Annotated in this window: 26 protein-coding genes; 25 read left to right on the forward strand and 1 reads right to left on the reverse strand. The window is 43.3% G+C overall.

The window, feature by feature from the left end; genetic code table 11:
• Position 1 precedes the first annotated feature (1 nt).
• The 18 genes from ACFQU8_RS13645 to ACFQU8_RS13730 all read left to right on the forward strand — a co-directional run bounded on the left by ACFQU8_RS13645 (position 2) and on the right by ACFQU8_RS13730 (position 15,597).
• Positions 2–709 (forward strand): demethylmenaquinone methyltransferase, encoded by a 708-nt coding sequence (locus ACFQU8_RS13645; RefSeq protein WP_382361353.1) that lies wholly within the window; start codon positions 2–4, stop codon positions 707–709.
• A 31-nt stretch (positions 710–740) separates the two neighbouring features.
• The gene (gene hepT, locus ACFQU8_RS13650; protein ID WP_382361356.1) at positions 741–1,712 is read left to right on the forward strand and encodes a heptaprenyl diphosphate synthase component II; all 972 of its coding nucleotides are present in this window, start codon (positions 741–743) and stop codon (positions 1,710–1,712) included.
• 77 nt (positions 1,713–1,789) lie between these two features.
• A complete protein-coding gene (ndk, locus tag ACFQU8_RS13655; RefSeq protein ID WP_382361359.1) occupies positions 1,790–2,236 on the forward strand; it encodes a nucleoside-diphosphate kinase in 447 nt (148 codons plus the stop codon).
• Between the two features lie 115 nt (positions 2,237–2,351).
• Positions 2,352–3,128, forward strand: coding sequence for a CheR family methyltransferase (locus tag ACFQU8_RS13660; RefSeq protein WP_382361362.1), 777 nt, complete (start codon positions 2,352–2,354; stop codon positions 3,126–3,128).
• A gap of 187 nt (positions 3,129–3,315) precedes the next feature.
• Positions 3,316–4,482, forward strand: coding sequence for a chorismate synthase (gene aroC, locus ACFQU8_RS13665; protein ID WP_382361364.1), 1,167 nt, complete (start codon positions 3,316–3,318; stop codon positions 4,480–4,482).
• A complete protein-coding gene (gene aroB, locus ACFQU8_RS13670) occupies positions 4,482–5,585 on the forward strand; it encodes a 3-dehydroquinate synthase (RefSeq protein ID WP_382361367.1) in 1,104 nt (367 codons plus the stop codon). The genes aroC and aroB overlap by 1 nt, the downstream gene beginning before the upstream one ends.
• Positions 5,575–6,681, forward strand: a complete 1,107-nt coding sequence (hisC, locus tag ACFQU8_RS13675; RefSeq protein ID WP_382361370.1) for a histidinol-phosphate transaminase — start codon at positions 5,575–5,577, stop codon at positions 6,679–6,681. Before aroB ends, hisC begins: the two co-directional genes overlap by 11 nt.
• Positions 6,672–7,778: a prephenate dehydrogenase gene (locus tag ACFQU8_RS13680; RefSeq protein WP_382361373.1), complete on the forward strand. Its 1,107-nt coding sequence runs from the start codon at positions 6,672–6,674 to the stop codon at positions 7,776–7,778. Before hisC ends, ACFQU8_RS13680 begins: the two co-directional genes overlap by 10 nt.
• A gap of 23 nt (positions 7,779–7,801) precedes the next feature.
• Positions 7,802–9,097, forward strand: a complete 1,296-nt coding sequence (gene aroA, locus ACFQU8_RS13685) for a 3-phosphoshikimate 1-carboxyvinyltransferase (protein ID WP_382361376.1) — start codon at positions 7,802–7,804, stop codon at positions 9,095–9,097.
• Between the two features lie 98 nt (positions 9,098–9,195).
• On the forward strand, positions 9,196–10,461 hold the full coding sequence (locus tag ACFQU8_RS13690; RefSeq protein ID WP_382361379.1) for a tetratricopeptide repeat protein: 1,266 nt from the start codon (positions 9,196–9,198) through the stop codon (positions 10,459–10,461).
• Positions 10,462–10,497: 36 nt separating this feature from the next.
• Positions 10,498–11,049 (forward strand): ReoY family proteolytic degradation factor, encoded by a 552-nt coding sequence (locus tag ACFQU8_RS13695; protein ID WP_382361381.1) that lies wholly within the window; start codon positions 10,498–10,500, stop codon positions 11,047–11,049.
• A gap of 184 nt (positions 11,050–11,233) precedes the next feature.
• On the forward strand, positions 11,234–11,701 hold the full coding sequence (locus ACFQU8_RS13700) for a DUF2487 family protein (RefSeq protein ID WP_382361384.1): 468 nt from the start codon (positions 11,234–11,236) through the stop codon (positions 11,699–11,701).
• A 185-nt stretch (positions 11,702–11,886) separates the two neighbouring features.
• Entirely contained in the window at positions 11,887–12,402 is a 516-nt protein-coding gene (locus ACFQU8_RS13705; RefSeq protein ID WP_382361387.1) for a QcrA and Rieske domain-containing protein, read from the forward strand.
• Positions 12,403–12,408: 6 nt separating this feature from the next.
• Complete coding sequence (gene qcrB, locus ACFQU8_RS13710; RefSeq protein ID WP_382361390.1) at positions 12,409–13,083, forward strand: menaquinol-cytochrome c reductase cytochrome b subunit; 675 nt, start codon at positions 12,409–12,411, stop codon at positions 13,081–13,083.
• Positions 13,084–13,101: 18 nt separating this feature from the next.
• Positions 13,102–13,887 (forward strand): menaquinol-cytochrome c reductase cytochrome b/c subunit, encoded by a 786-nt coding sequence (locus ACFQU8_RS13715; protein WP_382361393.1) that lies wholly within the window; start codon positions 13,102–13,104, stop codon positions 13,885–13,887.
• 74 nt (positions 13,888–13,961) lie between these two features.
• A complete protein-coding gene (locus tag ACFQU8_RS13720; RefSeq protein ID WP_382361396.1) occupies positions 13,962–14,561 on the forward strand; it encodes a DUF1405 domain-containing protein in 600 nt (199 codons plus the stop codon).
• A 39-nt stretch (positions 14,562–14,600) separates the two neighbouring features.
• Positions 14,601–14,846, forward strand: a complete 246-nt coding sequence (locus ACFQU8_RS13725; protein WP_382361399.1) for a sporulation protein YpjB — start codon at positions 14,601–14,603, stop codon at positions 14,844–14,846.
• Positions 14,847–14,910: 64 nt separating this feature from the next.
• The gene (locus ACFQU8_RS13730) at positions 14,911–15,597 is read left to right on the forward strand and encodes a zinc metallopeptidase (protein ID WP_382361402.1); all 687 of its coding nucleotides are present in this window, start codon (positions 14,911–14,913) and stop codon (positions 15,595–15,597) included.
• Between the two features lie 98 nt (positions 15,598–15,695).
• Here ACFQU8_RS13730 and ACFQU8_RS13735 read toward each other — a convergent pair whose 3' ends face one another.
• Positions 15,696–16,568, reverse strand: coding sequence for a YitT family protein (locus ACFQU8_RS13735; protein WP_382361405.1), 873 nt, complete (start codon positions 16,566–16,568; stop codon positions 15,696–15,698).
• Positions 16,569–16,719: 151 nt separating this feature from the next.
• Between ACFQU8_RS13735 and ACFQU8_RS13740 the strand changes: the two genes are divergently transcribed.
• From ACFQU8_RS13740 to dinG, 7 genes are read left to right on the forward strand one after another with little or no spacing between them, the layout of a single operon-like run.
• On the forward strand, positions 16,720–17,058 hold the full coding sequence (locus ACFQU8_RS13740) for a nucleotide pyrophosphohydrolase (protein ID WP_382361408.1): 339 nt from the start codon (positions 16,720–16,722) through the stop codon (positions 17,056–17,058).
• Positions 17,059–17,088: 30 nt separating this feature from the next.
• Positions 17,089–17,889: a 4-hydroxy-tetrahydrodipicolinate reductase gene (dapB, locus tag ACFQU8_RS13745; RefSeq protein ID WP_382361411.1), complete on the forward strand. Its 801-nt coding sequence runs from the start codon at positions 17,089–17,091 to the stop codon at positions 17,887–17,889.
• 12 nt (positions 17,890–17,901) lie between these two features.
• Entirely contained in the window at positions 17,902–18,318 is a 417-nt protein-coding gene (gene mgsA, locus ACFQU8_RS13750; RefSeq protein WP_382361414.1) for a methylglyoxal synthase, read from the forward strand.
• On the forward strand, positions 18,315–19,466 hold the full coding sequence (bshA, locus tag ACFQU8_RS13755) for an N-acetyl-alpha-D-glucosaminyl L-malate synthase BshA (RefSeq protein ID WP_382361417.1): 1,152 nt from the start codon (positions 18,315–18,317) through the stop codon (positions 19,464–19,466). The genes mgsA and bshA overlap by 4 nt, the downstream gene beginning before the upstream one ends.
• On the forward strand, positions 19,447–20,655 hold the full coding sequence (locus ACFQU8_RS13760) for a CCA tRNA nucleotidyltransferase (protein WP_382361420.1): 1,209 nt from the start codon (positions 19,447–19,449) through the stop codon (positions 20,653–20,655). The genes bshA and ACFQU8_RS13760 overlap by 20 nt, the downstream gene beginning before the upstream one ends.
• Positions 20,622–21,611, forward strand: a complete 990-nt coding sequence (locus ACFQU8_RS13765; RefSeq protein ID WP_382361423.1) for a biotin--[acetyl-CoA-carboxylase] ligase — start codon at positions 20,622–20,624, stop codon at positions 21,609–21,611. The genes ACFQU8_RS13760 and ACFQU8_RS13765 overlap by 34 nt, the downstream gene beginning before the upstream one ends.
• A gap of 54 nt (positions 21,612–21,665) precedes the next feature.
• Positions 21,666–24,464 carry an ATP-dependent DNA helicase DinG gene (dinG, locus tag ACFQU8_RS13770; protein WP_382361426.1) on the forward strand — a complete coding sequence of 933 codons (2,799 nt, stop codon included), beginning with the start codon at positions 21,666–21,668 and terminating at the stop codon, positions 24,462–24,464.
• Positions 24,465–24,715 lie beyond the last annotated feature (251 nt).

The raw sequence follows: 24,715 nt of genomic DNA on the forward strand, positions 1-24,715 counted from the left end.
CATGGAACAGCAAACAAAAGAAGAACGCGTCCATCAGGTATTCGAAAAAATTTATGGCGATTACGATTCCATGAATTCAATCATTTCATTTAAGCGGCATAAAGCCTGGCGAAAAGACGTCATGAAGCGCATGAACGTTGAAAAAGGTGCCAGTGCACTGGATGTCTGCTGCGGCACAGGCGATTGGGCACTTTCGCTTGCTGAAGAGGTTGGAAGCAGTGGTGAAGTCATTGGCCTCGATTTTAGTTCGAATATGCTCTCGGTAGCGGAAAAGAAAAATCAATCATTGCAGTACAGTCAGCTCTCATTAATGCAAGCAGATGCGATGGACCTTCCGTTTGCCGCCAACTCATTTGACTATGTGACGATTGGTTTTGGTCTGCGCAATGTACCTGATTATATGGCTGTCCTAAAAGAGATGTATCGTGTTCTTAAACCAGGTGGGACAGTTGTATGCCTGGAGACCTCACAGCCAACCCTGATTGGTTTCCGCCAGGTTTATTATTTTTATTTCCGTTTCATCATGCCTCTATTAGGGAAAATGCTTGCAAAAAGTTATCAGGAATACGCCTGGCTGCAGGAGTCCGCTAAACATTTTCCGGATAAGCAGAAGCTTAAACAAATGTTTCTTTCAGCTGGCTTCATACATGTCAGGGTGAAGTCTTATACTGGCGGCGTTGCAGCGATGCACATGGGAACGAAAGAATGATGAAATGATGAAATGATAAAAGGTGACATGTATGAAACTGTCAAAAACGTACGGACACTTAAAAAAAGAACTTGATGCCATTGAACAAGCCTTGATTGAAGCCATTCAAGCAGACCATCATCTGTTACGCGAGTCTTCCACAAAATTGCTGCAGGCAGGGGGGAAACGGATCCGTCCTGTTTTTGTCCTGTTGTGTGGCCAATTTGGGCGTTTTGATATCGAACGGGCTAAGACAGTTGCTGTCTCGCTGGAGCTTATCCATATGGCATCACTGGTTCATGATGATGTCATAGATGATGCGGCCATCCGCCGTGGAAAACCAACCATTAAACAATTATACGGAAACCGTGTCGCCATGTATACCGGCGACTTCATTCTGGCCAGGGCACTTGAGTATATTACATTTCTCTTGGAGCCTGACGCTCATCATACACTTTCAAGAACGATGGTTGAACTTTCAACGGGTGAAGTTGAACAAATTAAGGACAAATATAACTGGAATCAGAATTTGCGTGACTATTTGCGCCGAATTAAACGAAAGACAGCTCTGCTTATCGCCACAAGCTGCAAAATGGGCGCAATCGCCGCCAATGTTCCAGAAGCATATCAGGAAAAATTATTCCGTTATGGTTATTATATTGGTATGTCGTATCAGATCATCGACGATATACTTGATATCACCGCATCTGAGGCTGAATTAGGTAAACCTGCGGGCAATGATCTTCTTCAAGGCAATGTGACTTTGCCAATGTTATTTGCCATGAAGGATGAAACGTTTTATCAGCAGTTATCTGCGGCATTCAGTGAACCATCAGGGGTGTCCGATAAGGAATGGCAGCAATTACTTGTCACAATGAAAGAAAGTGAAGCAATCCCGCAATCATATCGTTTGAGCGATCGCTACTTACAAAAGGCATTGCAGGAATTAGAAGGTCTGCCCGAATATAAGGCGAAATTCACATTACAGCGCATTGCCAAGTATATCGGCAGCCGCAGATCATAGACTGATTGTGATTTCCCTTAAAATTTGTTAAAATTTCAGGGAAATCAGCAGCAAAATACATAAAAAGGATGTTGACAATGGAACAAACATTTTTAATGATTAAACCCGATGGCGTACAGCGCAACTTAACGGGGGACATTATCAGCCGATTTGAACGGAAAGGATTTAAGCTGGTGGGTGCTAAACTGATGCAAATATCCACTGAACTAGCTAAAACGCATTATGGTGAACATGCGGACAAGCCGTTTTTCGGTGAATTAGTTGAATTCATCACGTCTGGACCTGTTTTGGCCATGGTCTGGGAAGGTGAGCATGTCATTACAACTTCACGTACTATGATGGGCGATACGAAGCCACTTGAAGCTGCGCCGGGAACAATCCGTGGCGACTATGGCATTTCCGTCGGCAAAAATATTATTCACGGATCTGATTCAGCTGAAAGCGCAGAAAAGGAAATGAAGCTGTTCTTTCCGGAAGATGACACAGTATCGTATACGAAACAGGACAGTGAGTGGATTTATTAAATCATCATGACCGCTTCCTGGCGACATGATTTAAGATGAAAAAAGCCTCCCTTTTTGCGGAGGCTTTTTACAAAAGGACAGAACGATTGCAAAAATGATAAATGAGGCGTTCACTATGACAGATGACTACCTGGATTTTGCGGCTGAAATGAAAGCGAAACACGGCATTGATTTAACTTTATATAAAGAAACACAAATGAAACGCCGGCTCACATCGCTGCGGGATAAAAACGGCTTTCAAACATTTCACCATTATTTATCAGCCATTGACCAGAACCAAAGCCTTCTTGATGAATTGCTTGATAGGATAACGATTAACGTCTCCAACTTTTATAGGAATAGCAAGCGGTGGGATGTATTAAGATCGTCCATTCTGCCCCAGCTGTTAAAAAGCAGGCAAAAGCTGACCATATGGAGTGCTGCTTGTTCAACTGGTGAAGAACCCTATAGCGTCGCCATCATGCTTGATCACAATTTTCCGCAGGCAGATTATCAGATTCTGGCGACAGATATTGACGATGGGGTGCTGGAAAAAGCGGCACAGGGGATATATCCGGAACAATCATTAAGAGAATTGCCCTGGTATTTGCGGCAAAAGTATTTTATACAAAAGGAAAATGAGTTTCATCTTGATCATGCGATTAAACGGCGTGTGCAATTTAAAAAGCATGATTTATTGGCGGATGCCTATCCAGCAAATGTTGATTTGATTATCTGCCGAAATGTCCTGATTTATTTTACAGAAGCAGCAAAATCCACTATCTACAAAAACGTTGCCTCTTCTCTGACGCAGCACGGCGTATTATTTGTTGGGAGCACCGAACAAATATTTAAACCAGAAAACTATCGGTTGGATTCAAAGGATACATTTTTTTATCAAAAGAATGAATAACCTTTAAAGTATTTAAAGCGTTTGTCTAATTTGTCAAACGTTTTTTAATGAGAATTTTAACAAAAAACAGATCATTTATGATATAGTATGATAAACTTTAATCTGTATCTTGTTTATTCGATTATGAAAGGTCAATTAGCCTTTATATTTCCTATGCTATAGTGTAAATCGCAAAGGAGGAAGTCTCATGCGTTATTTAACAGCCGGTGAATCACATGGTAAGCAACTGACGACCATTGTAGAAGGGGTACCGTCTAATATGCCTTTGCACCGCGAAGATATCAACGCCTCATTGCTGCGCCGGCAAAAAGGGTACGGACGTGGCAAACGCATGCAAATTGAAAAAGACTTAGCCGAAATCACCAGTGGTGTTCGGCATGGTTACACGTTGGGGTCGCCCATTTCGCTCGTCATAAATAATGATGACTTTCGGCATTGGGTCAACATTATGGGCGAAGATCCTCCGGAAGAAAGGCAAAAATCACGACGGGCTGTTTCACGTCCCAGGCCCGGACATGCCGACCTGAATGGTGCCTTGAAGTACGGTCATCGAGATATGCGAAACGTCCTGGAACGATCTTCGGCAAGAGAGACGGCTGCACGTGTGTCTGCAGGTGCTATAGCCAAAACGCTTTTGAAACAACTGGGAATCGATATCACAGGTTATGTTAAAGAAATTGGCGGTATTACTGCAGAGGAAAATACCAGCCTGGCGGCAGCTGAACGGGAGCGTATCTCTGAGGAATCGCCTGTTCGCACATTGGACGACAATGCTGAGAAGCCCATGATGGATGCCATCGACCAAGCCAAAAAGGATGGGGATTCACTTGGCGGTGTTACGGAAGTTTATGTTGAAGGGATGCCTGCTGGTATTGGCTCTTTCGTACAGTATGATCGAAAGCTGGACAGTCGGATCGCCGGCAATGTTGTCAGTATTAATGCCTTCAAAGGTGTCGAATTCGGTCTGGGATTCGAGGCAGCCCGCCAAAATGGGAGTGATGTGCATGATGAAATCGCCTGGGACGAAACAACGGGCTACTACCGGAAGACGAATCGGCTTGGCGGATTCGAAGGCGGCATGACAACGGGCATGCCTATTGTTGTCAAAGGCGTCATGAAACCCATTGCAACCCTTTATAAGCCGCTTAAGAGTGTTGATATTGAAACAAAAGAGCCGTTCAGCGCCAGCATTGAACGCTCTGATGCCTGTGCCGTTCCTGCTGCAGCTGTTGTTATGGAACATGTTGTTGCCTTTGAATTGGCGAATGCCCTGACCGAACAATTTCCAAATGACCAATTTCCCAAACTTAAACAGGCCGTCGAGGACTACCGCAACGAAATAAGGTGGTTTTAGTGAATGTAACGCACGTCAGGGCAGCAACGCATACCTATAACGTATATGTCGGGGAGAATTTGCGTCACTGGACTGCAGACTATCTTCCTAAGACGTATCCATCTATTTTAATTGTAACGGATGAAAAAGTTGCCCGCTATTACTTAGAAGATGTCAAAAGAAGTTTGTCACAGAAGCATGTTGCCGTTCATACAATTCAGTCAGGAGAGAGCGCAAAGAGCATTGATGTCTTTTATGAACTCCAGACTAAAGCGATTGAATTCGGTCTCGAAAGAAATTCGCTCATAATTGCCCTTGGCGGTGGCGTTGTCGGGGATGTAGCCGGATTTGTTGCAGCGACATTTATGCGCGGTATTGACTACGTTCAAATGCCGACAACAATACTGGCCCATGACAGCAGTGTTGGAGGAAAAGTAGCTATCAATCATGAACAGGGTAAAAATATGATTGGCAGCTTTCACGCTCCCGCTGCGGTCATTTACGATGTCACAACCCTTGCGACTCTTACAGAACAGGAAATCAGATCTGGTTATGCAGAATTGCTGAAGGAAGCACTGTTGTCAGACAGCGCGATGTATGAAGCAGTCATGGCGAATGATTTATCAGCATTGACAAGTGAAAAGCTGTCCCATCAGCTGATAAGCGGCATTGATGTTAAAGCAGCGATTGTTGAGGCTGACGAGTATGAAACGGATCAACGCAAATTTTTAAATCTTGGCCATACATTAGGACACGCATTGGAAACAATACTTGGTTATGGCAGCTGGACGCATGGCGAGCTCGTTGCGATTGGCTTACTGTTTGCTATCTGGGTCAGTGAAAAAATATATGGCGTTAAACTGCCATACAACGCTATATACAGGTGGCTTAAATCTAACGGGTACCCACTGAAGTGGCCGTCAATTAATTCTGAGACCATTTTCACCAAAATGAAAAGTGACAAAAAAACAGTCAGTGGCACCATTCAAATGGTATTGTTGCAGAAAATCGGCCATCCCGTTATGTGTGAAATAGATGATCGTCACATGCTCAGCTATTTGAGGACATTCCAGAACGAACTGCTGTCATCAAATGAACAAGGGGGTAAACAACATGAAAAGTAAACAGGTATTAAAGGATATGACACCCTATCAGCCGGGTAAACAAATTGAAGAAGTTAAAGAGACATACGGGCTGAATAAAATTGTTAAATTGGCATCAAATGAAAATCCATTTGGCCATTCACCGGAAGTGACTAATTATTTCAGCAGGTACCAGTCCTCTTTCAATTTATATCCTGATGGCTACACGGGAGAATTAAGACATGTATTGGCTGACAGGCTGAAAGTTTCAGAAGATCAGCTTATTTTTGGAAGTGGAACGGATGAAATTGTACAGATTATCACACGTGCTTTCCTGTATCCGGGTGTGAATACAGTTATGGCAACACCAACTTTTCCGCAGTATAAACATAACGCCCTTGTCGAGGGGGCTCAGGTTAAAGAAGTGCCAACAGTCAATGGCTATCATAATCTTTCTGCTATACTGGAAGCCATTGATCAAAGAACCAGTGTTATCTGGCTCTGTTCACCGAATAATCCAACAGGGTGCCTCATCCCTCGTAATCATTTGTATGACTTTCTTGATCAATGTCCAAAGGATGTTCTAATCGTTCTGGATGAAGCCTATTTGGAGTATGTCGACAGTACATTTCAGCCGGGGATTTTACAATATCTTCAGCAGTATGACAATGTAATTGTGCTGCGTACATTTTCCAAAGCGTATGGTCTCGCAGGTTTGCGAATTGGCTATGGCATCGCGAATTCGGGCCTTATCTCGGACCTTGACGTTGTCAGAGGACCATTTAATACGTCCACGATTGCTCAAAAAGCGGCTATAACTGCGCTGGAGGACGAGGCTTTTCTTAACGATACCGTCACCCGCAACCAGGCAATTAAACGGTCATTTGAAGCGTTTCTCGATTCGATTGGATGGAACTATTATGATTCTCATACCAATTTTTTGCTTATATCCATGCCGATCAGCGGCGAGCAGACATTCCAATATTTGCTTGAGCATGGTTTTATTGTCCGGGCAGGCGAAGGACTTGGTGTGCCTGATACCGTACGGATAACGATTGGCAGCGAGACAGACATGCAAGAACTCCAACGTGTCTTGTACCAGCTTAATACAGCGATTACTGAGGGGACATGGTCGTGAAACAGACAATTTTAATGATCGGACTGGGACTGATTGGGGGATCGCTGGCCAAGCGTTTTCGCCAGTCAGGGGATTATTATATTATTGGTTATGATCGTAATCAAACGACACTCACATACGCTCTGATCAATCATGTTATTGATGAAACGTGTGAAGATCTGACAGACAGCGCATATCAAGCAGATATCATTATTTTAGGAACGCCGATCACAGAAACCATTCAGTATCTGCAGGAATTGGATCAAATGACTTTTGAACGAGATGTGATCGTTTCTGATGTATCTTCTGTTAAACAGCCGATCGCTGATGCTTCTGATCATTTGCAGAATCCTCGTATTCAGTTTATAGGCGGACATCCGATGGCCGGTTCCCATAAAAAAGGTATTACAGCTGCTAAAGATCATCTGTTCGAAAATGCCATTTATGTACTGGCTCCATCCAGAGATTGTACCGAAGATGCTGTTAAGTCACTGGAACATTTGCTCAAGGAAACGAAAAGCCATATCATCAGACTGGAGGCAAACGAGCATGACGAGATGACCGGGGTAATTTCCCATTTCCCACATCTGATTGCTTCGGCCCTTGTCCAGCAGGCCAAAAAATGGGGGGATACACACGCATTTATTCCACAGCTGGCCGCTGGCGGGTTTCGTGATGTTACCCGCATAGCTTCAGGTAATCCGGATTTATGGCAGGATATTTTCTATCACAATAAAGAAAAACTCGTTCAATTGCTTAATGATTGGATTGAGGAGATGGAAGCACTTAAACAAATGCTAGAGCAGGATTATAAGACGGCCTTAACGGCTTATTTAAAACAGGCCAAAGATTACCGGGACGGACTCGGAGCCCAGGAACAGGGGGCGATTCCGTCCTTTTATGACCTATATGTCGACATACGTGACCAAACAGGAGCGATTGCAACCGTTGCTAACCTGCTGGCAGCCGAAAAGATCAGCATTACCAATATACGTATACTTGAAATACGCGAAGGGATAACAGGCGTGCTTCGTTTAAGTGTTGCAAGTAAAGAAGAACAGTTAAAAAGTTATAAGCTGCTGAAGCAACAAGGCTATGATTTGATGCTTGATGAGTAAATGAATGAAAGGTGGGTGGCTCATTGAAACATGCCGTATTAAACCCTGCATCAGGACCTCTAATCGGGGAGATACAAGTACCTGGTGATAAATCAATAACCCATCGTGCCATTATACTGGGAAGCCTTGCGACAGGCACAACAGTGATTACAAATTTTTTGGCTGGCGAGGACTGCATGCGAACGGCTGATGCATTCAGACAACTGGGTGTACAAATTGAACAGAATGATACCTCTCTGAAAATTCACAGCAACGGTCCCGACGCATTTAAAGAGCCTGTTGCACCGCTTAATCTTGGTAATTCAGGAACAACGGCAAGATTGATGCTTGGTGTCTTGGCTGGTCTCCCGCTGTTCACGACGGTTTATGGTGATACATCCCTGACATCCCGGCCGATGGACCGGGTTGTCAGGCCGCTCAAAAAAATGGGGGCCCGCATTGACGGCTGCGCATCCGGATCATTGTTACCTATGGCAATTAGAGGTGGAGGGCTCAAAGGAATGCAGTACACACTTCCTGTCCAAAGTGCTCAAGTTAAATCTGCCGTTCTTTTAGGTGGGCTATTGGCTGATGGACTGACCGAAGTGATCGAAAAGACTCCCACCCGAAACCACACTGAAAAGATGCTCCGGGCTTTTGGAACTGACATAAGTGAAACAGACGGCCGGATTCGGCTGACAAATCAAACTGCATTAAAAGGAACAGACGTTCATGTTCCCGGTGATATATCCTCTGCCGCTTTTTTCATGGCAGCTGCAGCGATCGTACCGGGGAGCCAATTAACGCTGGTTAATGTCGGACTAAACGAGACGCGTACAGGTGTGATCGATGTATTAAAACAAATGGGAGCAAGTATAACAGTCTCCAACCAGCAAGTGATGGCTGGTGAATCGTTTGGTGACGTCACGGTAACCCAGCAAAATCTTCAGGGCATCATTATTGAAGGCGACATCATCCCGAAGCTCATTGATGAGCTGCCAATTATAGCTCTTGCTGCTACACAGGCTGAAGGCCAGACAGTTATCCGCGATGCGGGTGAATTGCGTTTGAAAGAGACGGATCGAATTGAAGCCATCACGGATGGATTGATCCGCCTCGGTGCCCGGGTTACACAGACAGAAGATGGTATGATAATCAGAGGAACTTCGCGATTGACCGGTGGAAAGGCATCAGCGTATAATGACCACCGGATTGCTATGATGCTTGCAGTTGCATCACTTAGAGCCAGTCATGACGTTGTGATTGATGATACATCATCTATCGATATTTCTTACCCCGGGTTTTTTCGGGATTTGCGCAAGCTTACAAGTAATTGGTAAAGAATCTGTTTCAGGCAGATTCTTTTCTGTTTACAGATACATCCCAGATCTGTATGATAAACTGATATGATTACCGTGAAAGAGAAAGGATGTTCCCCATGGATCCTATCATTATGGAAGCCGTTCATTTGATGGAGGCGCAACAATCTGATGAAGCCATTTCAATGCTGGAGGACTATTTGCCAAAGGCAGATGATGAGGAGAAATTTACCATTGCTGAATTATTTACGCAATGGGGTTTTTTAGCTGAAGCAGCCGATTTGCTGGAAGAACTCATGCAGCGTTTTCCTGCTGAAAGCGAGATAAAAATTATGCTGGCAGATGTCTATATCGAACAGGATAACGACGAAGAAGCTATCAATTTGCTGAATGAGATCACGGAAGAAGACCCGGATTATGTACAGACACTTATCCAGCTGGCAGATCTCTATCAGGCTCAAGGATTGTTTGAGGTGGCGGAACAAAAACTGTTAACTGCCAAGCAGCAGGAACCAACTGAGCCTGTTATTGATTTTGCTTTAGGCGAGCTGCTGTTTTCGAATGGCGACTACCGGGAAGCTATTACGTATTACGAAAAAGTCCTTCAGGTTACAAAAGAAATGGCTAATATATCAGTTAATGACCGTTTAGCCGAAGCCTATGCGGCATCCGGCGAATATGAAACAGCACTGGAACTGTACCAGGATATTGACAGTGAACACCCGGATACGATGTTTAAATATGGTTTCACAGCCTTGCATGCAGGACGCCGTGATATAGCAATTAAAGCGTGGCAGAGCGTTATTGAACAGGATATGTATTATCATACAGCCTATTATCAGCTGGCTAAAGCATATGAAGATGAAGGCATGATCAATGAGGCCTTTAAGACAGCTAAACAGGGTATTCAAATTGATGAATTTAATAAAGAGCTGTACTTTTTTGCTGGGTCAATAGCCCATCAGCTGGGTAAAGATGAAGAAAGTGAAAAGTGGGTTAGAGAAGCCATTGCCCTTGATCCCGATTATAAAGAGGCGCTGTTATTTATGGTTGAATTGCTAAAGCAAAAAGACAAGCACGAAGATATCGTTGAGCTTATTACCAGCGTCCAGGATACTGAGGCAACCGATCCTCTTTATGAATGGGAACTGGCAAGAGCCTATAATGAATTAGAATCTTATCAGAATGCATTAACCCATTATCAGGAAGCATACAATCATTTAAACCAGGATAGCGATTTCCTGAAAGAATATGGCTATTTTCTGACAGAAGAAGGAAGAATCGAAACGGCTCTGCAAATATTTGAAGCTTATTTAGCTATCCAGCCAATGGATGCAGACATTGAAGAGTATGTTGAGCGTCTGAAGGATACGCAAGATACTTAACGTTCATGGACTAATTTTGAGGAGGCCTCGATCCTGATGCAATCGCCTGTTTCCGTTCAGGATAAAAAGAGTTTTATCGAATGGTTTTTGAGTCATTATCAACTGAAAAAACGTGAAAGCGTGTGGATTCTCAATTATATCCTTAATCACCAGACACTTCTGTCAAACGTTCATTTTGTGCGCGAAGCTAAATTCTGTCCCAGAGGGTTTATTATAAGCAGCACCAGTTCGACTGAGACAGCCTTTCGCTTTCACAAAAAGCAGCTTGTGACGACGGACCCTGAAAAAGCGTTTCATGATATTCGTATGAATCAGAACACACCTCTGTATATTCAGTTAAGCTTCCAGAATGAGAATCAGAATGCATTATATGCGGCCGTACTTATCGATAATCCGTTTCTTCCGGATGATTATTTTATCACCGCTGAGGATCAGGAAAGGGCACAGAAAATATTAGAGAAAACAATTTATGACTACCAGCTCAAAACCATACAAGAAAACATCAATAAGGCTCTGGATAAGCGTCATAAGCAAAACTTCAATAAATGGGTGAAGCAGTTGCATAAGTTAGAAAATACGGATGGCTAATTAAAGCAGAATAGCCAGCAGGTAATTAAAATAGTCAGTCATACTGGCTATTTTTTAGTTTAAGTTTCCTGACAGACAATGAAAGGGGTTTCTAAGGTTGCTTTTCCTGGTATCAGTGGGCTAATATAAAGTTAAATAACCTATTTTAGAATAAATGTATAGACAGGAGGAAAAGACGCAAACTATGAAATGGACTAAGGAAGATCTGCAGCAATATAGTGAGGCTAAAGAATATGTAGATACTGCCATTATTCCATTGCTTCCCTTTCAGTTGTCAGATGATGCCAATCTTGAGCACAACGCATTTCAGCGCGATATGATCACTTTATTCACGCGCGAGCTTGAAAAGGAACTGACTGGCCGGGTCGTTTTAACACCGGATTTCGCTTATCTGGCAACAGCAGATAAGAAAACGGAAATGGATCGTTTGCACACATGGGTTAGTGATATTCGCTCACAGCCGTTTAGCTACATATTTTTTGTCACTCTGGATTCAGATTGGAAAACCAGGGAAGAGGAGTTGGAAGGAACATTATTATGGCTTCAATCAGCTGCTTTCGAATCCATAAAATCAAATGAGCTGCAAAGTTTTATGCGCAGTCAGGTGCAGGAAATAACAAAGTTAATACGTTCCTATTGGAAAAAAGTTTGAATTAAACGCATATTTTTTCGATTTCATCTCAAGCATCTGATATACTTAAAGAAGAGGCACACTGCAAATCAGTACAGAAAATGGAAAATATTGACCGGATCAAGAGTTTACGCTATGATAGCAGTGTCCTAGTAATTTGATTATATAATAAGGTCCGTGAAAAATGTATAGAGGGGGGAAATTTAATGAGCAAAGACAAACAACCTGTATCCCGTCGTCAGTTTTTGAATTACACGCTTACAGGTGTAGGTGGATTTATGGCCGCTGGCTTAATCGTTTCGCCATTAAGAATGGCAATTGATCCAGTTCTGCAGAAAGAAACAAATGATGGCGATTTCAGCAACGTTCAGATTGCCGTCGATGATATTACAAGTGAACCACAGCGCGTGGACTGGGAGATAAGCCAGCAAGATGGCTGGTATGAATCCGATGTAACTAAATCAGCGTGGGTTTTTAAAAATGACAATGGCGACATCGTTGCGCTTTCGCCAATCTGTAAACATCTTGGTTGTGTTGTTTCATGGGAAGGCAGCGATGACCATCCCGATAAGTATTATTGCCCTTGCCATGGCGGGCTGTACTATAAGGATGGCGAAAATGTTCCAGGAACACCGCCGCCAAAGGGATTAGATATTTATGAACAAAAAGTCGAAAATGGTATGTTGTTTCTGGGTAAGGCAGTACCAAGAGAGGAGGATTAAGGGGCAATGCTGCAAAAGTTATATGATTGGATAGACGAGCGCGTTGATGTAACACCATTATGGCGCGATTTGGCAGACCACGAAGTCCCTGAACACGTTAATCCGGCTCATCATTTTTCCGCATTTGTTTATTGTTTTGGCGGACTGACTTTTTTCGTCGTGGTTATCCAAATACTTTCCGGCATGTTCTTGACGATGTATTATGTACCGGATATCGAAAATGCTTGGCGTTCTGTTTACTATTTGCAGACAGAAGTGGCACATGGCCAGATTGTGCGTGGAATGCACCATTGGGGAGCCAGTGTGGTAATCGTCATGCTATTGCTACATACGTTGCGTGTGTTTTTCCAGGGCGCATACAAAAAGCCGCGTGAGCTTAACTGGATGGTTGGTGTCCTGTTGTTTTTCAGCATACTTGGACTGGGATTCACCGGTTACCTTCTGCCCTGGGATAACAAATCATACTTTGCAACTGAAGTCGGATTAAATATTGCATCAGACGTCCCGTTTATTGGGGACGAACTTAAAACATTACTTGCTGGCGATGAAGATATTGTCGGTGCCCAGACATTGACCAGATTTTTTGCGATTCACGTCTTTTTCCTGCCTGCTGTATTGTTCGTTTTACTGGGTGTACACTTTATCTTAATCCGTAAGCAGGGAATATCCGGACCATTATAATAAAGAGGAGGGTGAGCTGTGCATAAGGGTAAAGGAATGAAGTTTGTCGGGGATTCCCGTATCTCCGCTGAACGCAAACCGAATATACCAAAAGACTACTCAGAGTATCCTGGCAGGACTGAAGCGTTTTGGCCGAATTTCCTGTTGAAAGAATGGCTGGCAGGATCTGTATTTTTAGTCGGTTTTCTTTGTCTCACAATAGCCGACCCAACCCCGCTTGAGGGAATGGCTGATCCAACTGATGCAGGTTATATACCACTGCCTGACTGGTACTTCTTATTTTTATATCAATTGCTGAAATATGACTTTGCCAGTGGTCCATTCGTTTTAATTGGTATTATCGTTATTCCCGGATTGGCTTTCGGCGGGTTGCTATTAGCTCCTTTTCTGGATAAAGGTCCGGGCAGACGGCCCCATCGGCGTCCCGTTGCTGTTGGCATGATGCTTCTGGCACTTGTTTCGGTCTTTTGGCTGACCTATGAATCGGCATCTGAAGTTAATTGGGAACAGCGGGCGGAGGCTAATCAGCCCATTCCGCCATCTGAACAGACAGATATTGACAAGGATTCCGATGGCTATAAAGTATTCAAGGATAATTGTATGAGCTGTCACGGTGAAGATCTTCAAGGAGGAGCGTCGGCACCACCATTAATTGGTGTTGATCATTCTGTTGACGAGGTTAAGGACATTGCCCAAAATGGAATTGGATCTATGCCGGCAGGTCAGTTTTCAGGATCTGATGAAGAATTGCAGACACTTGCTGAATTTATAGTGTCCGTGAATAAAGATGAGGATGACAACTAGCTTGTCAGTTAAAAACACCTTTGCCAAGCACTGCTGGTGAAGGTGTTTTTATTCTAATAAGAAAGGAATATGTCATGATAAAATACATATTGGGTGATAAACGGGTATTATGGTTGCTGTTTATCATCAATTTTTTCGGTACAGTTTACGGATTTTATTGGTATCGTTATCAAATGGCTGAAACGCCAGCCCTTTTTCTGCCTTTTGTTCCTGACAGTCCGACGGCCACCCTCTTTTTTACGATTGTGCTGCTGTTTTTTCTTTTCAGGAAGAACGCTCCTTATATTGAAGCATTGGCCGTGATAAGTTTATTTAAATATGGTGTTTGGGCAGTTGCTATGAACTTACTGACATTAGCTGTAGAAGGATCACTGGGATGGCCGGGCTATATGCTGATGGTCTCGCATGGCGCTATGGCAATTCAGGGTCTCTTGTATGCCCCGTTTTATAAAATTGCAGGGCGTCATATAGCTGTTGCAGCTGTGTGGGTTCTTCATAATGATATCATTGATTATGTTTTTGGACAGATGCCCGTCTACTCGTCGTTAATGACTTATATGAATGAGATAGGCTATTTTACCTTTTGGCTCAGTATTGTATCAATTGGGCTGGCTTACATTTTAACCATTAAGGCAAAAAATCGCAGTATGACAAGTAATATATGGATTCATTAACACATACATTGTAGAGAAGATGTTATGTGAGGTGACACCATGAAGGACTTGAAGCGTTTACTGGTAATTGCGCTGTGTTTAGTGGCTGCCAGCCTTTTATCAGCACCGATGATCGCCTTTGCAGATTCTCATCCAGCTGATGCTGCTGGCAATGTGACGATGGTACCGTTTTACTGGGTAGTAGGCATCGTTGGCGGATCGATAGCCATTACATTGACGTATGTCAGCTGGCGTAAGTATAAAGCCGAAAAACGGAAACAATCTGATAAAAATTCAAATAGTTGACGGTCTTTGACTAACAGCCTAGAATAACATTTACGGAAGTATAAAAAGTGATGGAGGAATGAACATGCTCGAGGGTATTGGCGGCTATTTAATTTATATAGCGCTTCTAATGATTATTCCGATATGGGCGCAATCAAAAGTAAAAAAGACGTATAAAACATACTCCAAAAAAGCGACATCATCTGGTATGACAGGTGCTGAAGTTGCTCGTCAGATTATGAATGAGAATGGTATCTATGATGTACAGATTCGGGAAACAAAAGGAACGTTATCGGATAATTACAATCCGCAAAAAAAGACACTCAATCTTTCCAAAGACATCTATCATGGCCAGTCGATGGCATCTTCCGCTATTGCTGCACACGAAGTAGGACATGCTATTCAGGATGACCAGGACTATGCGTTTCTAAGATTCAGACATGCTTTAGTCCCAATCGCTAATACGGGCTCCAATTTGTCTATCTTCTTTTTATTGGCTGGCATATTTTTTGATATGACCAACATGATTTTACTTGGTATTGTCTTCATGTCTGCCGCTGTGCTTTTCCAGCTGGTGACACTGCCGGTGGAATTTGATGCTTCCAGCCGAGCCATGACACAACTCGTATCAACTGGTGTCATACGCAATAATGAAGAGCGCGAGACAAAGAAAGTCCTGAATGCTGCTGCGTTAACCTATGTGGCTGCTGCGCTTGTCGCTGTTGCTGAATTAGCTCGGTTTATATTCATTTATAGCGCAAGCAGTGAGTGATAACACAGCTTACAATATAATACTTGCAGGAAAAATGGGGCGCATTTGGAGTCTGCGGCCCATTTTTCTTTGTTTGCTTAACCGTTACACGAGACGCATCAGTCCTGAAGTTTATTTTTATTTTCGTCCAGAGTAAAGCCTTCTCCAACAACATCATGCACGGGACTCATAGCTACAAATGCCTGGGGATCAATCGCATCAATCATGTTTTTCAGCCGGACGATTTCATTTCGGCCAACAATGCAGTACAGGACATCACGTTTTTCGCCTGTGTAACTTCCACGTCCATCTAAGACCGTAACGCCTCTGTCCATTTTTTCAATAATGGCTTGTGCGATCTCCTGGCTGTGTCCGGATATGATTGTTGCCCCGCGGGCCGCGTAAGCACCTTCCTGAATAAAATCGATAACTCTTGAGCCAACGTAAACGGCGAGCAATGTGTACATTCCCTGTATCATATCCAAATAGGTGATAATAGAGGTTGCAATAACCAGCAGATCAAATAAAAACATGGTTCTTCCCATTGTCCAGCCGGCATACTTATTGACAAGTCTTGCGAGAATATCAACGCCGCCTGTTGTACCGCCGTAGCGAAAAATAATTCCCAGACCGATGCCAACAAAAACCCCCGCAAACAAGGATGCAAGTGTCATATCAGACTGCAGATCAATCTGCAGAGGATTTATTTGAAAAAGGTCCAAAAATAGGGAAACAGCGAAGGTTCCAATAATCGTGTAAATAAATGTGTTGCGTCCAAGATATTTCCATCCAATGAAAAAGATCGGGACATTAAGAACGATATTCGAAATGGATGGATCCCAATTCCACAGAAAATAGAAAAGCAGCGTCAGCCCTGTAAAACCACCTTCACCAAGGTTATTTTCCATATTAAAATGTACAAGACCAAACGCAAAAATAGCCGATCCAAGCAAAATAAACAGGATATTTTTTAACTTAAGCCCAAACAGCATTCGAGAACCTCCTTTCCTGTTAAATCAGATAGTGCTTATTATAAGCTTGCATGTAAAAAGCAATCAAGTCAAAAAAGGCCAATAATTTGTCAAAATGGCTGCTTTTAGCTAAGATGAAACCAGATTAACTTCTAATAAAGAGGCGATGGACATGACGACAGATCACCCGGCTTTTCAGACAGATCAAATGCAAAAACGGGTTGATGATTACATATCCCAATTTAAAGAAGGGTATTTTTCACCGCTGAGCCTCATAGCCAGACTAAGTGAAGAAACAGGTGAACTGGCCCGGGAAATCAATCATTATTATGGTGAAAAGCCTAAAAAAACAACGGAAAAAGTAAATACGGTCGAAGACGAACTTGGTGATATCCTATTTGTCTTAACTTGTTTCGCCAATTCACTTGATATTGATCTATCTGAAGCTTTTGATACGTCAATGCAAAAAATCGAAACACGTGACAGCGATCGCTGGACACATAAAGACTAACACCGTCATTCAACAGCACAGGAGGATGAAATGATGTCAATTAATATTGTTATTGCCGGACCCAGGGGAAAGATGGGTTCCGAAGCTGTACAGATGGTCAGTCGTAACAAAACGTTCGAATTGGCTGCCTGTATTGATCGAAAGAATAATGGCCAGACCCTAAACGACCTTGATGGCGCTCCCGATTTAGATGTCCCCATTTTTGACGATCCTGAGCAATGTTTTCAAAAAGTGGATGCAGATGTTTTGATCGATCTGACTGTGCCTGGGACAGGTTTTGAGCATACAAAAGCAGCCCTTTTACAGGGGATTCGTCCAGTTGTGGGAACCTCCGGCTTTACGAACGATCAAATTACTGAACTGGAGAATTTGGCAGCGCAAAACAACATTGGTTGTATCATCGCTCCCAATTTTGCCGTTGGAGCCGTCCTGATGATGCAATTTGCCAAAACAGCTGCTAAATACCTGCCGGATGTTGAAATCATTGAAAAGCATCATGATCAGAAACTGGACGCGCCTTCAGGTACAGCTGTTAAAACGGCTCAGATGATGCAGGAAACACGAGAAAGCAAACAGCAGGGCCATCCAGACGAAAAAGAAGTTATGGATGGTGCACGGGGTGCTGAAACGGATGGCGTGCACATTCATAGTGTCAGGCTGCCTGGACTTATGGCGCATCAGGAAGTTGACTTCGGAGGCCCTGGTCAGACCCTGACTATCAAACATGACTCTTACAACCGCGCATCGTTTATGGAAGGGGTTAAACTTTCGGTGAACACGGTTATGTCATTAAACGGACTTGTTTATGGACTGGAAAATATACTTGAATAGGCGAGTGGTTCCATGAATATCGCATTGATTGCTCACGATAAAAAGAAGCCGGAGATCCTTCATTTTTCCAAAAAATACCGGCACACGCTTCAGGAACACAACCTGTTTGCCACGGGTACAACTGGTGAAAAGATCGCCGAGGGGACGGGTTTATCGGTACATTGTTTTCAATCCGGACCCATTGGCGGAGATCAGCAAATAGGAGCAAAGATTGCCAATAACGACATGGACATCGTCATTTTTTTCCGCGATCCGCTGACAGCACAGCCGCATGAACCGGATGTCAGTGCTCTGTTGCGCTTATGTGACGTTCATCTCATTCCGCTGGCAACTAACCCGGCAGCAGCTGAGATACTAATCCAGTCTCTACAGCGGGATGATATAAGACAGAGTGTTAAGGAAATGAAACAGGAAGGTCCTATCACATGAAAAAAATAGGTATCACATGCTACCCGACAGTCGGTGGCTCAGGTATTATCGCTACAGAATTAGGGATGATGATGGCAAAAGACGGTCATGAAATCCATTTTATAACGTCCAGCCTGCCATTCCGTCTAAACGAGGTCCATCCCAATATTTATTACCATGAAGTCGAACTTAATCATTATCCGGTGTTTCAATACCCGCCATTTGATCTTGCGCTTGCCAATAAAATGGCAGAAGTCATCGACCAGGAGAAACTGGATGTCCTGCACGTTCATTATGCTATGCCGCATGCTGTCTGTGCCATCCTGGCAAAAGGTATCGCTAAACATGACGTCAAGATTGTTACAACCCTGCATGGGACTGATATCACGGTGCTCGGCATTGATCATTCGCTCAAGAAAATGATTAAGTACGGCATCGAACAATCTGATGCTGTTACAGCTGTTTCCGACAGTCTTGTCAACCAAACGTACAATACTGTTGAAGCTGACAAAGCTATACGGGTCATTTATAACTTTGTCAATGAAGACGATTATGCAAAAACGGACAACCCATCAATCCGTGAACAATATGGCATTGCAGCAGATGAAAAAATTGTCATTCACATTTCCAATTTCCGTAAAGTTAAGCGGGTCCAGGATGTTATCTACACATTTCAGCAAATTAAAAATGACGTCAAGGCTAAACTTCTTTTAGTTGGCGATGGTCCGGAATACTCCGAAATGTATCAGCTTGTATCTGAACTCGGACTTAACGAGCACGTTTTGTTTTTAGGCAAACAAAAAAATGTCAGTGATCTGCTATCAATTTCTGATTTAAAATTGCTGATGTCGGAAAAAGAAAGTTTTGGCCTGGTTCTTCTGGAGGCTATGTCTTGCGAAGTACCTTGTATTGGCACAAACACAGGAGGTATTCCGGAAGTGATCGAACATGGTGAAACCGGGTTTATTGTTGAACCCGGTGATATCGATTCAGCTGCGGGCTATGCCGTTTACTTACTTCAGGATGATGATTTAAAGAAGCAATATGCTCAAAATGCTTTGACATATGCCCGAAAACACTTTTATTCAAGGGATATTGTCAAACAATACCTTGATTTATATGATGAACTTATCAGTGACATGAGTGGTGATGCAGGTGCCGGTACCTAAACAATTTGAACAAGCATGTGATATACTGAAACGAATGGAATTAAATGGTCACAAAGCCTACTTTGTTGGTGGCTGCCTCAGAGACTGGCTTCTTGGCCGGCCTATTGGTGACATTGATATTGCTACATCTGCTCATCCGCAGACAGTTCAGCAAATGTTTGAGAAAGTCATCCCTGTCGGCTTACAGCATGGGACAGTGATTGTAAGATACGATCAGCAGTCTTATGAGGTCACAACATTCCGAGTGGAAGATGACTATTCAGATCAGCGCCATCCTGACGCCGTTCAGTTTGTTCAGACAATTGATCAGGATCTGCAGAGACGCGATTTCACGATAAATGCTTTGGCTATGAACCGACACGGGATCATGATTGACCCATTCAATGGCAAGGAAGATTTGGAAAAGGGCTTGATTTGTACCGTCGGAAACAGCTATGAACGTTTCCGGGAAGATCCGCTCCGTATTCTGCGCGCTCTCCGATTTTCCAGTCAGCTTGGTTTTCAGATTGAAGAAGCGACTCTAACAGCGATGAATACGTTGAATGCTGGTATCGCAACGATTGCTGTAGAACGGATTGCCCAGGAGACAGCGAAATTCTTCGAAGGGCAGTATATTAATACAGGCATGCATTATTTTAAGACAATAGCACTCTCCGGCTATTTACCCATTTTAAAAGATTATCCAGCTATAACAGGGCGTATACCGCAGCATATGAAATCGTTAAAGTCTTTCGGGGCAGTCATTGCCTTGTTCCACTGGATTGAACCAGCCATACCCATTCAAGAGTGGGTGAAGCAATGGAAATGTTCTAACCAGATTAAACATGACGCTTCTGCCTTAGCTGAAGCTCTGTCGTATTATCATAGCAAAGGGCTGGATCACTGGCTTGTCTATAGTTTAGATGCGAATGTTTATAGTGATTTTTGCAGATTAGTTAATATACTGCTTACTGAAGATTTGTCAGCGTATGCAGTCAGGCAAATTGAAGCTTCACTTCCCATCCATTCCAAGAAAGATCTGGAAATTGATGGAACAGAACTGCGCCGGGTTTTTCCTGCTTACGAACCTGGCCGCTGGATTGGCAGAACGCTTGACCAGCTTGAAAAACAGGTTGTGACAGGACAGCTTGCGAACCGTCAGGAAACTTTAAAGGAATGGTTAAAATGCAATCCACCCGTTATCACTTAATTGAACTATTAACGACGACTGAGGGTACATACATCTCCGGTCAATTATTATCTGACCGTTTGCATATCTCGCGCAGTGCTATCTGGAAACATATGAAGGAATTAGAAAAGGATGGCTATGTCATTGAGGGTATTCCCCGTAAAGGGTACCGAATTGTTCAGTCACCGGATAAAGTAAGTCCAAATACGATTCAATGGGGTTTGGAGACTGAATGGCTGGGCCAAAAAATTATCCATAAAACATCGACAGAATCAACACAGGAAATAGCCCAGCAAGCTGCCCGCAACAATGCTGAACATGGAACGGTGGTCATAGCTGACGAACAGACAAATGGCCGGGGACGGATGGGCCGTGCCTGGAAATCAGCCAAAAATAAGGGTGTATGGATGAGTTTGATCTTGCGCCCAGCAATAACGCCTGCTGCAGCAACACGGCTAACACTCTTAACAGCAACAGTTCTTGCCGATGTCATAACAAAACAAACAGCAGCAGCGCCAGCTATCAAATGGCCGAATGATCTGCTTATCAACCATAAAAAAATAGCTGGCATATTAACTGAAATGCAGGCTGAACAGGACCGGACTCAGTATGTCATTGTAGGAATTGGCGTGAATGTCAATCAGACACTCTACGATTTTGCTGCACCCCTTAAACAACAGGCAGCTTCTATCAAGTCAGAAACAGGTGAGGACCAGCCGATTGTTCCACTGATTCAGAGTCTGCTGCGCTCGTTTGAGAAAACGTACGATGCCTTCATTGACATCGGTTTTTCTGGTATAAAAACAAAATGGGAAACATATGCATACCGCATCGGTGAAAGAATTAGAGTACAGACAAACCAGACAGTATTTGAAGCTGTTTTGGCCGGTATTGCAGATGATGGGGCATTGCTTGTTCAGACAGATGCTGGTGAAACGCAAAACGTGTATTCCGGTGAAATTTCCTGGCTTACGTAACGGGGCATGATACATATGTTCCCTGGGTAAGTTTAACGAGAGTAAGGTGGCAAAATGAATGAAAAATATGTTGTAATTGATTTAGAAACAACCGGTCATTCACCGGTAAATCCAGATAAAATTATTGAAGTAGGCATTGTTGTCATTGAAAATGGCACCATAACAGATGATTTTTCAACTTTTTTAAATCCGAATATGCCAATTCCTGCCTTTATAAGCAATTTAACAGGAATCTGTGACAAACACGTGGAAAATGCACCTGTGTTCGCGGAAAAGGCCGCAGAAATTACTGACTTATTTGCTGGAGGCTACCTTGTGGCTCATAATGTGCCGTTTGATTTCGGCTTTTTAAACGAAGAGCTTACTGCAAGTGGTTTTCCGGCTTTACATAATGCTGTGTTAGACACAGTCGAGCTTGCACGTTTTCTTTATCCCCAGGCTCCGGGATTTAAATTAGGGCAGCTGGCAGATTACTTGCAAATTCATCATGATGAGCCGCATCGTGCCATTACCGATGCCCGTATGACAGCTCACATATTATTAGCTTTGCTGCAGAAGCTGCGATCACTGCCATATGAAACAATAGATCATTTGCTGTGGCTGGAAAAGGACTTGGACTCGGATTTATACCATTTATTAGACCAGCAGAGGCAGAGACTTGCTTATTTATCTGACAAGCGTGCTGATAGTGATGTCTACAGGGGACTTGCGATTAAAAGCATGGCTAATGCCAAATCTGACCTTCCGCAGGTTGACACATTCTTTGGAGAATACCTGGATGCCATTTATGAAACGCAAGGTACAATGGAACAGCAGATGACGCACTATGAAAAACGGACCGGTCAGCGCACCATGTCCGAGACAGTATACGATGCGTTCCAAACGAAGCAGCATGCATTGATCGAAGCAGAAACCGGGACTGGAAAATCGCTGGCTTATCTGCTGCCTGCTGTCTATGAAGCTGTAACCACACAGAAAAAAGTCGTTATCAGCACATATACGACCCAGTTGCAGACACAGCTGCTTGAAGAGGAAATACCATTCATTCGCAGACTTGTTCCTTTTTCTTTTGATGCCGCGTTGTTAAAGGGCAAACAGCACTACATCAGTCTGGAAAAGTTTGAACGGGTTTTAGCCTCAAGGGAATCAGATAATTATGACATCACTCTTACTAAAGCCATGATACTTGTCTGGCTGACTGAAACGGAAACAGGGGACATTGATGAAATTCAGCTTCCTTCCAGCGGCTATGTGTTCTACCGGCAAATCTCAACCGACGCTGAGGGACCGCCTGATCCGTCATCAGTGTGGTTCTCCCGTTCGTTTTATCAGCGTGCCCGCAAAAGAGCGCAGCAGGCTGATATTGTTATAACAAATCATGCGTTACTGTGCACAGACATCTTTAATGACTTTCAATTGCTGCCATCCTACGATAAAGCCATTATCGATGAGGCGCATCATTTGGAAGAAACAGCCTCTAAACACTATGGTCTGCGGCTTCATTATGTCTATGCCCAGAATATTCTGTCGCAAATTGGCGAAACAAAGAGTGAAAATTGGCTGGCCAAACTGCTGCAGCGCGCGTCAGGCAGTGAAACCGTTTATTTTCCGGAAGAAAAATGGAACGCTATTCATAGCAAGGCAAGATATGAACTCGATGATTTGTTCCGCATGCTGTTTCAGTATGTCATCGACCAGAAAAAGACGCGTAAAACATTCAGTGATATTGGAAGGACACAATACCGCTTTTATGAAGAAAAAGAAGACGATGCGTCCTGGTCAGTCATAAAAGAAATGGTCACAAGGCTGACATCTTATCTCCGTGATCTGATTCAGATGCTTTCGCAGCTGAAAGAAAAACTGGAAGGATCCGCTGACCACAGTGATGCAAATGACTTGCCTAAACACATGGATTCGCTTCAGTCAATCATAGACCGCGCGGAACAACTCTTCTTAACATCGGATGACCAGATGGTGAAGTGGATGGAAATTGAAGCGCACGGCGCAAAAAATGCTGTGTATTTATACAGTGAACCGACCAATATTTCAGCACTGCTGGAAAATGATCTTTTCAATCAAAAGGACAGCATTGTTTTAACCAGTGCAACGCTGTCGATTCGAAATTCATTTTCGTACAGTCAGAAAAGACTTGGGCTCTCTCCGGAAAATCTGCTGACAGCCAAGATTCCGTCACCATTTCCCTACCAGGAACAGGTGCAGCTCATGGTTCCCAATGATTTTCCGGACATAAGGTACGGAAATCAGGAGGCATTTATCCAAGCGACATGTGAAGCCATTATTTCTCTGGCGCATATAACAGATGGGCGTATGCTGGTATTATTCACATCTTATGATATGCTCCGTAAAGCCTATGCTTTATTAAGTGAAACCATTGATACTGACACGTATATGCTAATTGCCCAGGGTATTTCCAGTGGCAGCAGGACCAGACTGAAAAAGAATTTTCAATCATTCAATCAGTCCATTCTTTTAGGTACAAGTTCATTTTGGGAAGGTGTTGATGTCCCCGGACAGGACTTATCATGTCTTGTGATTGTAAGATTGCCGTTTGAACCGCCAAACCATCCTGTCTATGAAGCCAAGTCCAATTCGCTGCAAAAAGAGGGGAAGAATCCCTTTTTTGACATGGCTTTGCCTAACGCCGTTATCCGGTTTAAACAGGGATTTGGACGCCTTATACGTTCAGCCAGTGACCGGGGCATCGTATTTGTCTGTGATGCACGTATTATAAAAGCAAAGTATGGCACGTTCTTCACCGACTCTATCCCATCGGTGCCACAAACGTATGATTCGACACGTGAACTAATTAAAAAGGCAGCCGAATGGTTTTAACGAATGCGACGGATCACAAAGAAAAATACTGATGCAGTCGCACTGCATCAGTATCCAGAGAGTATGGGGCCGGAAATTTTGTTGAAATTTAAAGGAAACACATTTGCCGCAATGCTTGTTATACGGTATGCTGTAAATGCAAATCTGCTCATTTCATTTCAACGTTACTCGTAGTGTTTGCATCACCATTAACGGTATAAGTAGCAAAATATGATAAAGCTGACAGTCTTTATTAACGGAGGCTAAATAAT

The organism is Lentibacillus kimchii (assembly GCF_042666895.1).
GTDB classification, from domain to species: Bacteria; Bacillota; Bacilli; order Bacillales; family Amphibacillaceae; genus Lentibacillus; species Lentibacillus kimchii.

What these genes read in the sequence shown, in the direction of transcription:
- ACFQU8_RS13645 (WP_382361353.1), top strand. Translation starts at nt 2, where the DNA reads ATGGAACAGCAAACAAAAGAAGAACGCGTCCATCAGGTATTCGAAAAA.
- hepT (WP_382361356.1), top strand. Translation starts at nt 741, where the DNA reads ATGAAACTGTCAAAAACGTACGGACACTTAAAAAAAGAACTTGATGCC.
- ndk (WP_382361359.1), top strand. Translation starts at nt 1,790, where the DNA reads ATGGAACAAACATTTTTAATGATTAAACCCGATGGCGTACAGCGCAAC.
- ACFQU8_RS13660 (WP_382361362.1), top strand. Translation starts at nt 2,352, where the DNA reads ATGACAGATGACTACCTGGATTTTGCGGCTGAAATGAAAGCGAAACAC.
- aroC (WP_382361364.1), top strand. Translation starts at nt 3,316, where the DNA reads ATGCGTTATTTAACAGCCGGTGAATCACATGGTAAGCAACTGACGACC.
- hisC (WP_382361370.1), top strand. Translation starts at nt 5,575, where the DNA reads ATGAAAAGTAAACAGGTATTAAAGGATATGACACCCTATCAGCCGGGT.
- ACFQU8_RS13680 (WP_382361373.1), top strand. Translation starts at nt 6,672, where the DNA reads ATGGTCGTGAAACAGACAATTTTAATGATCGGACTGGGACTGATTGGG.
- ACFQU8_RS13690 (WP_382361379.1), top strand. Translation starts at nt 9,196, where the DNA reads ATGGATCCTATCATTATGGAAGCCGTTCATTTGATGGAGGCGCAACAA.
- ACFQU8_RS13695 (WP_382361381.1), top strand. Translation starts at nt 10,498, where the DNA reads ATGCAATCGCCTGTTTCCGTTCAGGATAAAAAGAGTTTTATCGAATGG.
- ACFQU8_RS13700 (WP_382361384.1), top strand. Translation starts at nt 11,234, where the DNA reads ATGAAATGGACTAAGGAAGATCTGCAGCAATATAGTGAGGCTAAAGAA.
- ACFQU8_RS13705 (WP_382361387.1), top strand. Translation starts at nt 11,887, where the DNA reads ATGAGCAAAGACAAACAACCTGTATCCCGTCGTCAGTTTTTGAATTAC.
- qcrB (WP_382361390.1), top strand. Translation starts at nt 12,409, where the DNA reads ATGCTGCAAAAGTTATATGATTGGATAGACGAGCGCGTTGATGTAACA.
- ACFQU8_RS13720 (WP_382361396.1), top strand. Translation starts at nt 13,962, where the DNA reads ATGATAAAATACATATTGGGTGATAAACGGGTATTATGGTTGCTGTTT.
- ACFQU8_RS13725 (WP_382361399.1), top strand. Translation starts at nt 14,601, where the DNA reads ATGAAGGACTTGAAGCGTTTACTGGTAATTGCGCTGTGTTTAGTGGCT.
- ACFQU8_RS13730 (WP_382361402.1), top strand. Translation starts at nt 14,911, where the DNA reads ATGCTCGAGGGTATTGGCGGCTATTTAATTTATATAGCGCTTCTAATG.
- ACFQU8_RS13735 (WP_382361405.1), bottom strand. Translation starts at nt 16,568, where the DNA reads ATGCTGTTTGGGCTTAAGTTAAAAAATATCCTGTTTATTTTGCTTGGA.
- ACFQU8_RS13740 (WP_382361408.1), top strand. Translation starts at nt 16,720, where the DNA reads ATGACGACAGATCACCCGGCTTTTCAGACAGATCAAATGCAAAAACGG.
- dapB (WP_382361411.1), top strand. Translation starts at nt 17,089, where the DNA reads ATGATGTCAATTAATATTGTTATTGCCGGACCCAGGGGAAAGATGGGT.
- mgsA (WP_382361414.1), top strand. Translation starts at nt 17,902, where the DNA reads ATGAATATCGCATTGATTGCTCACGATAAAAAGAAGCCGGAGATCCTT.
- bshA (WP_382361417.1), top strand. Translation starts at nt 18,315, where the DNA reads ATGAAAAAAATAGGTATCACATGCTACCCGACAGTCGGTGGCTCAGGT.
- ACFQU8_RS13760 (WP_382361420.1), top strand. Translation starts at nt 19,447, where the DNA reads ATGCAGGTGCCGGTACCTAAACAATTTGAACAAGCATGTGATATACTG.
- ACFQU8_RS13765 (WP_382361423.1), top strand. Translation starts at nt 20,622, where the DNA reads ATGGTTAAAATGCAATCCACCCGTTATCACTTAATTGAACTATTAACG.
- dinG (WP_382361426.1), top strand. Translation starts at nt 21,666, where the DNA reads ATGAATGAAAAATATGTTGTAATTGATTTAGAAACAACCGGTCATTCA.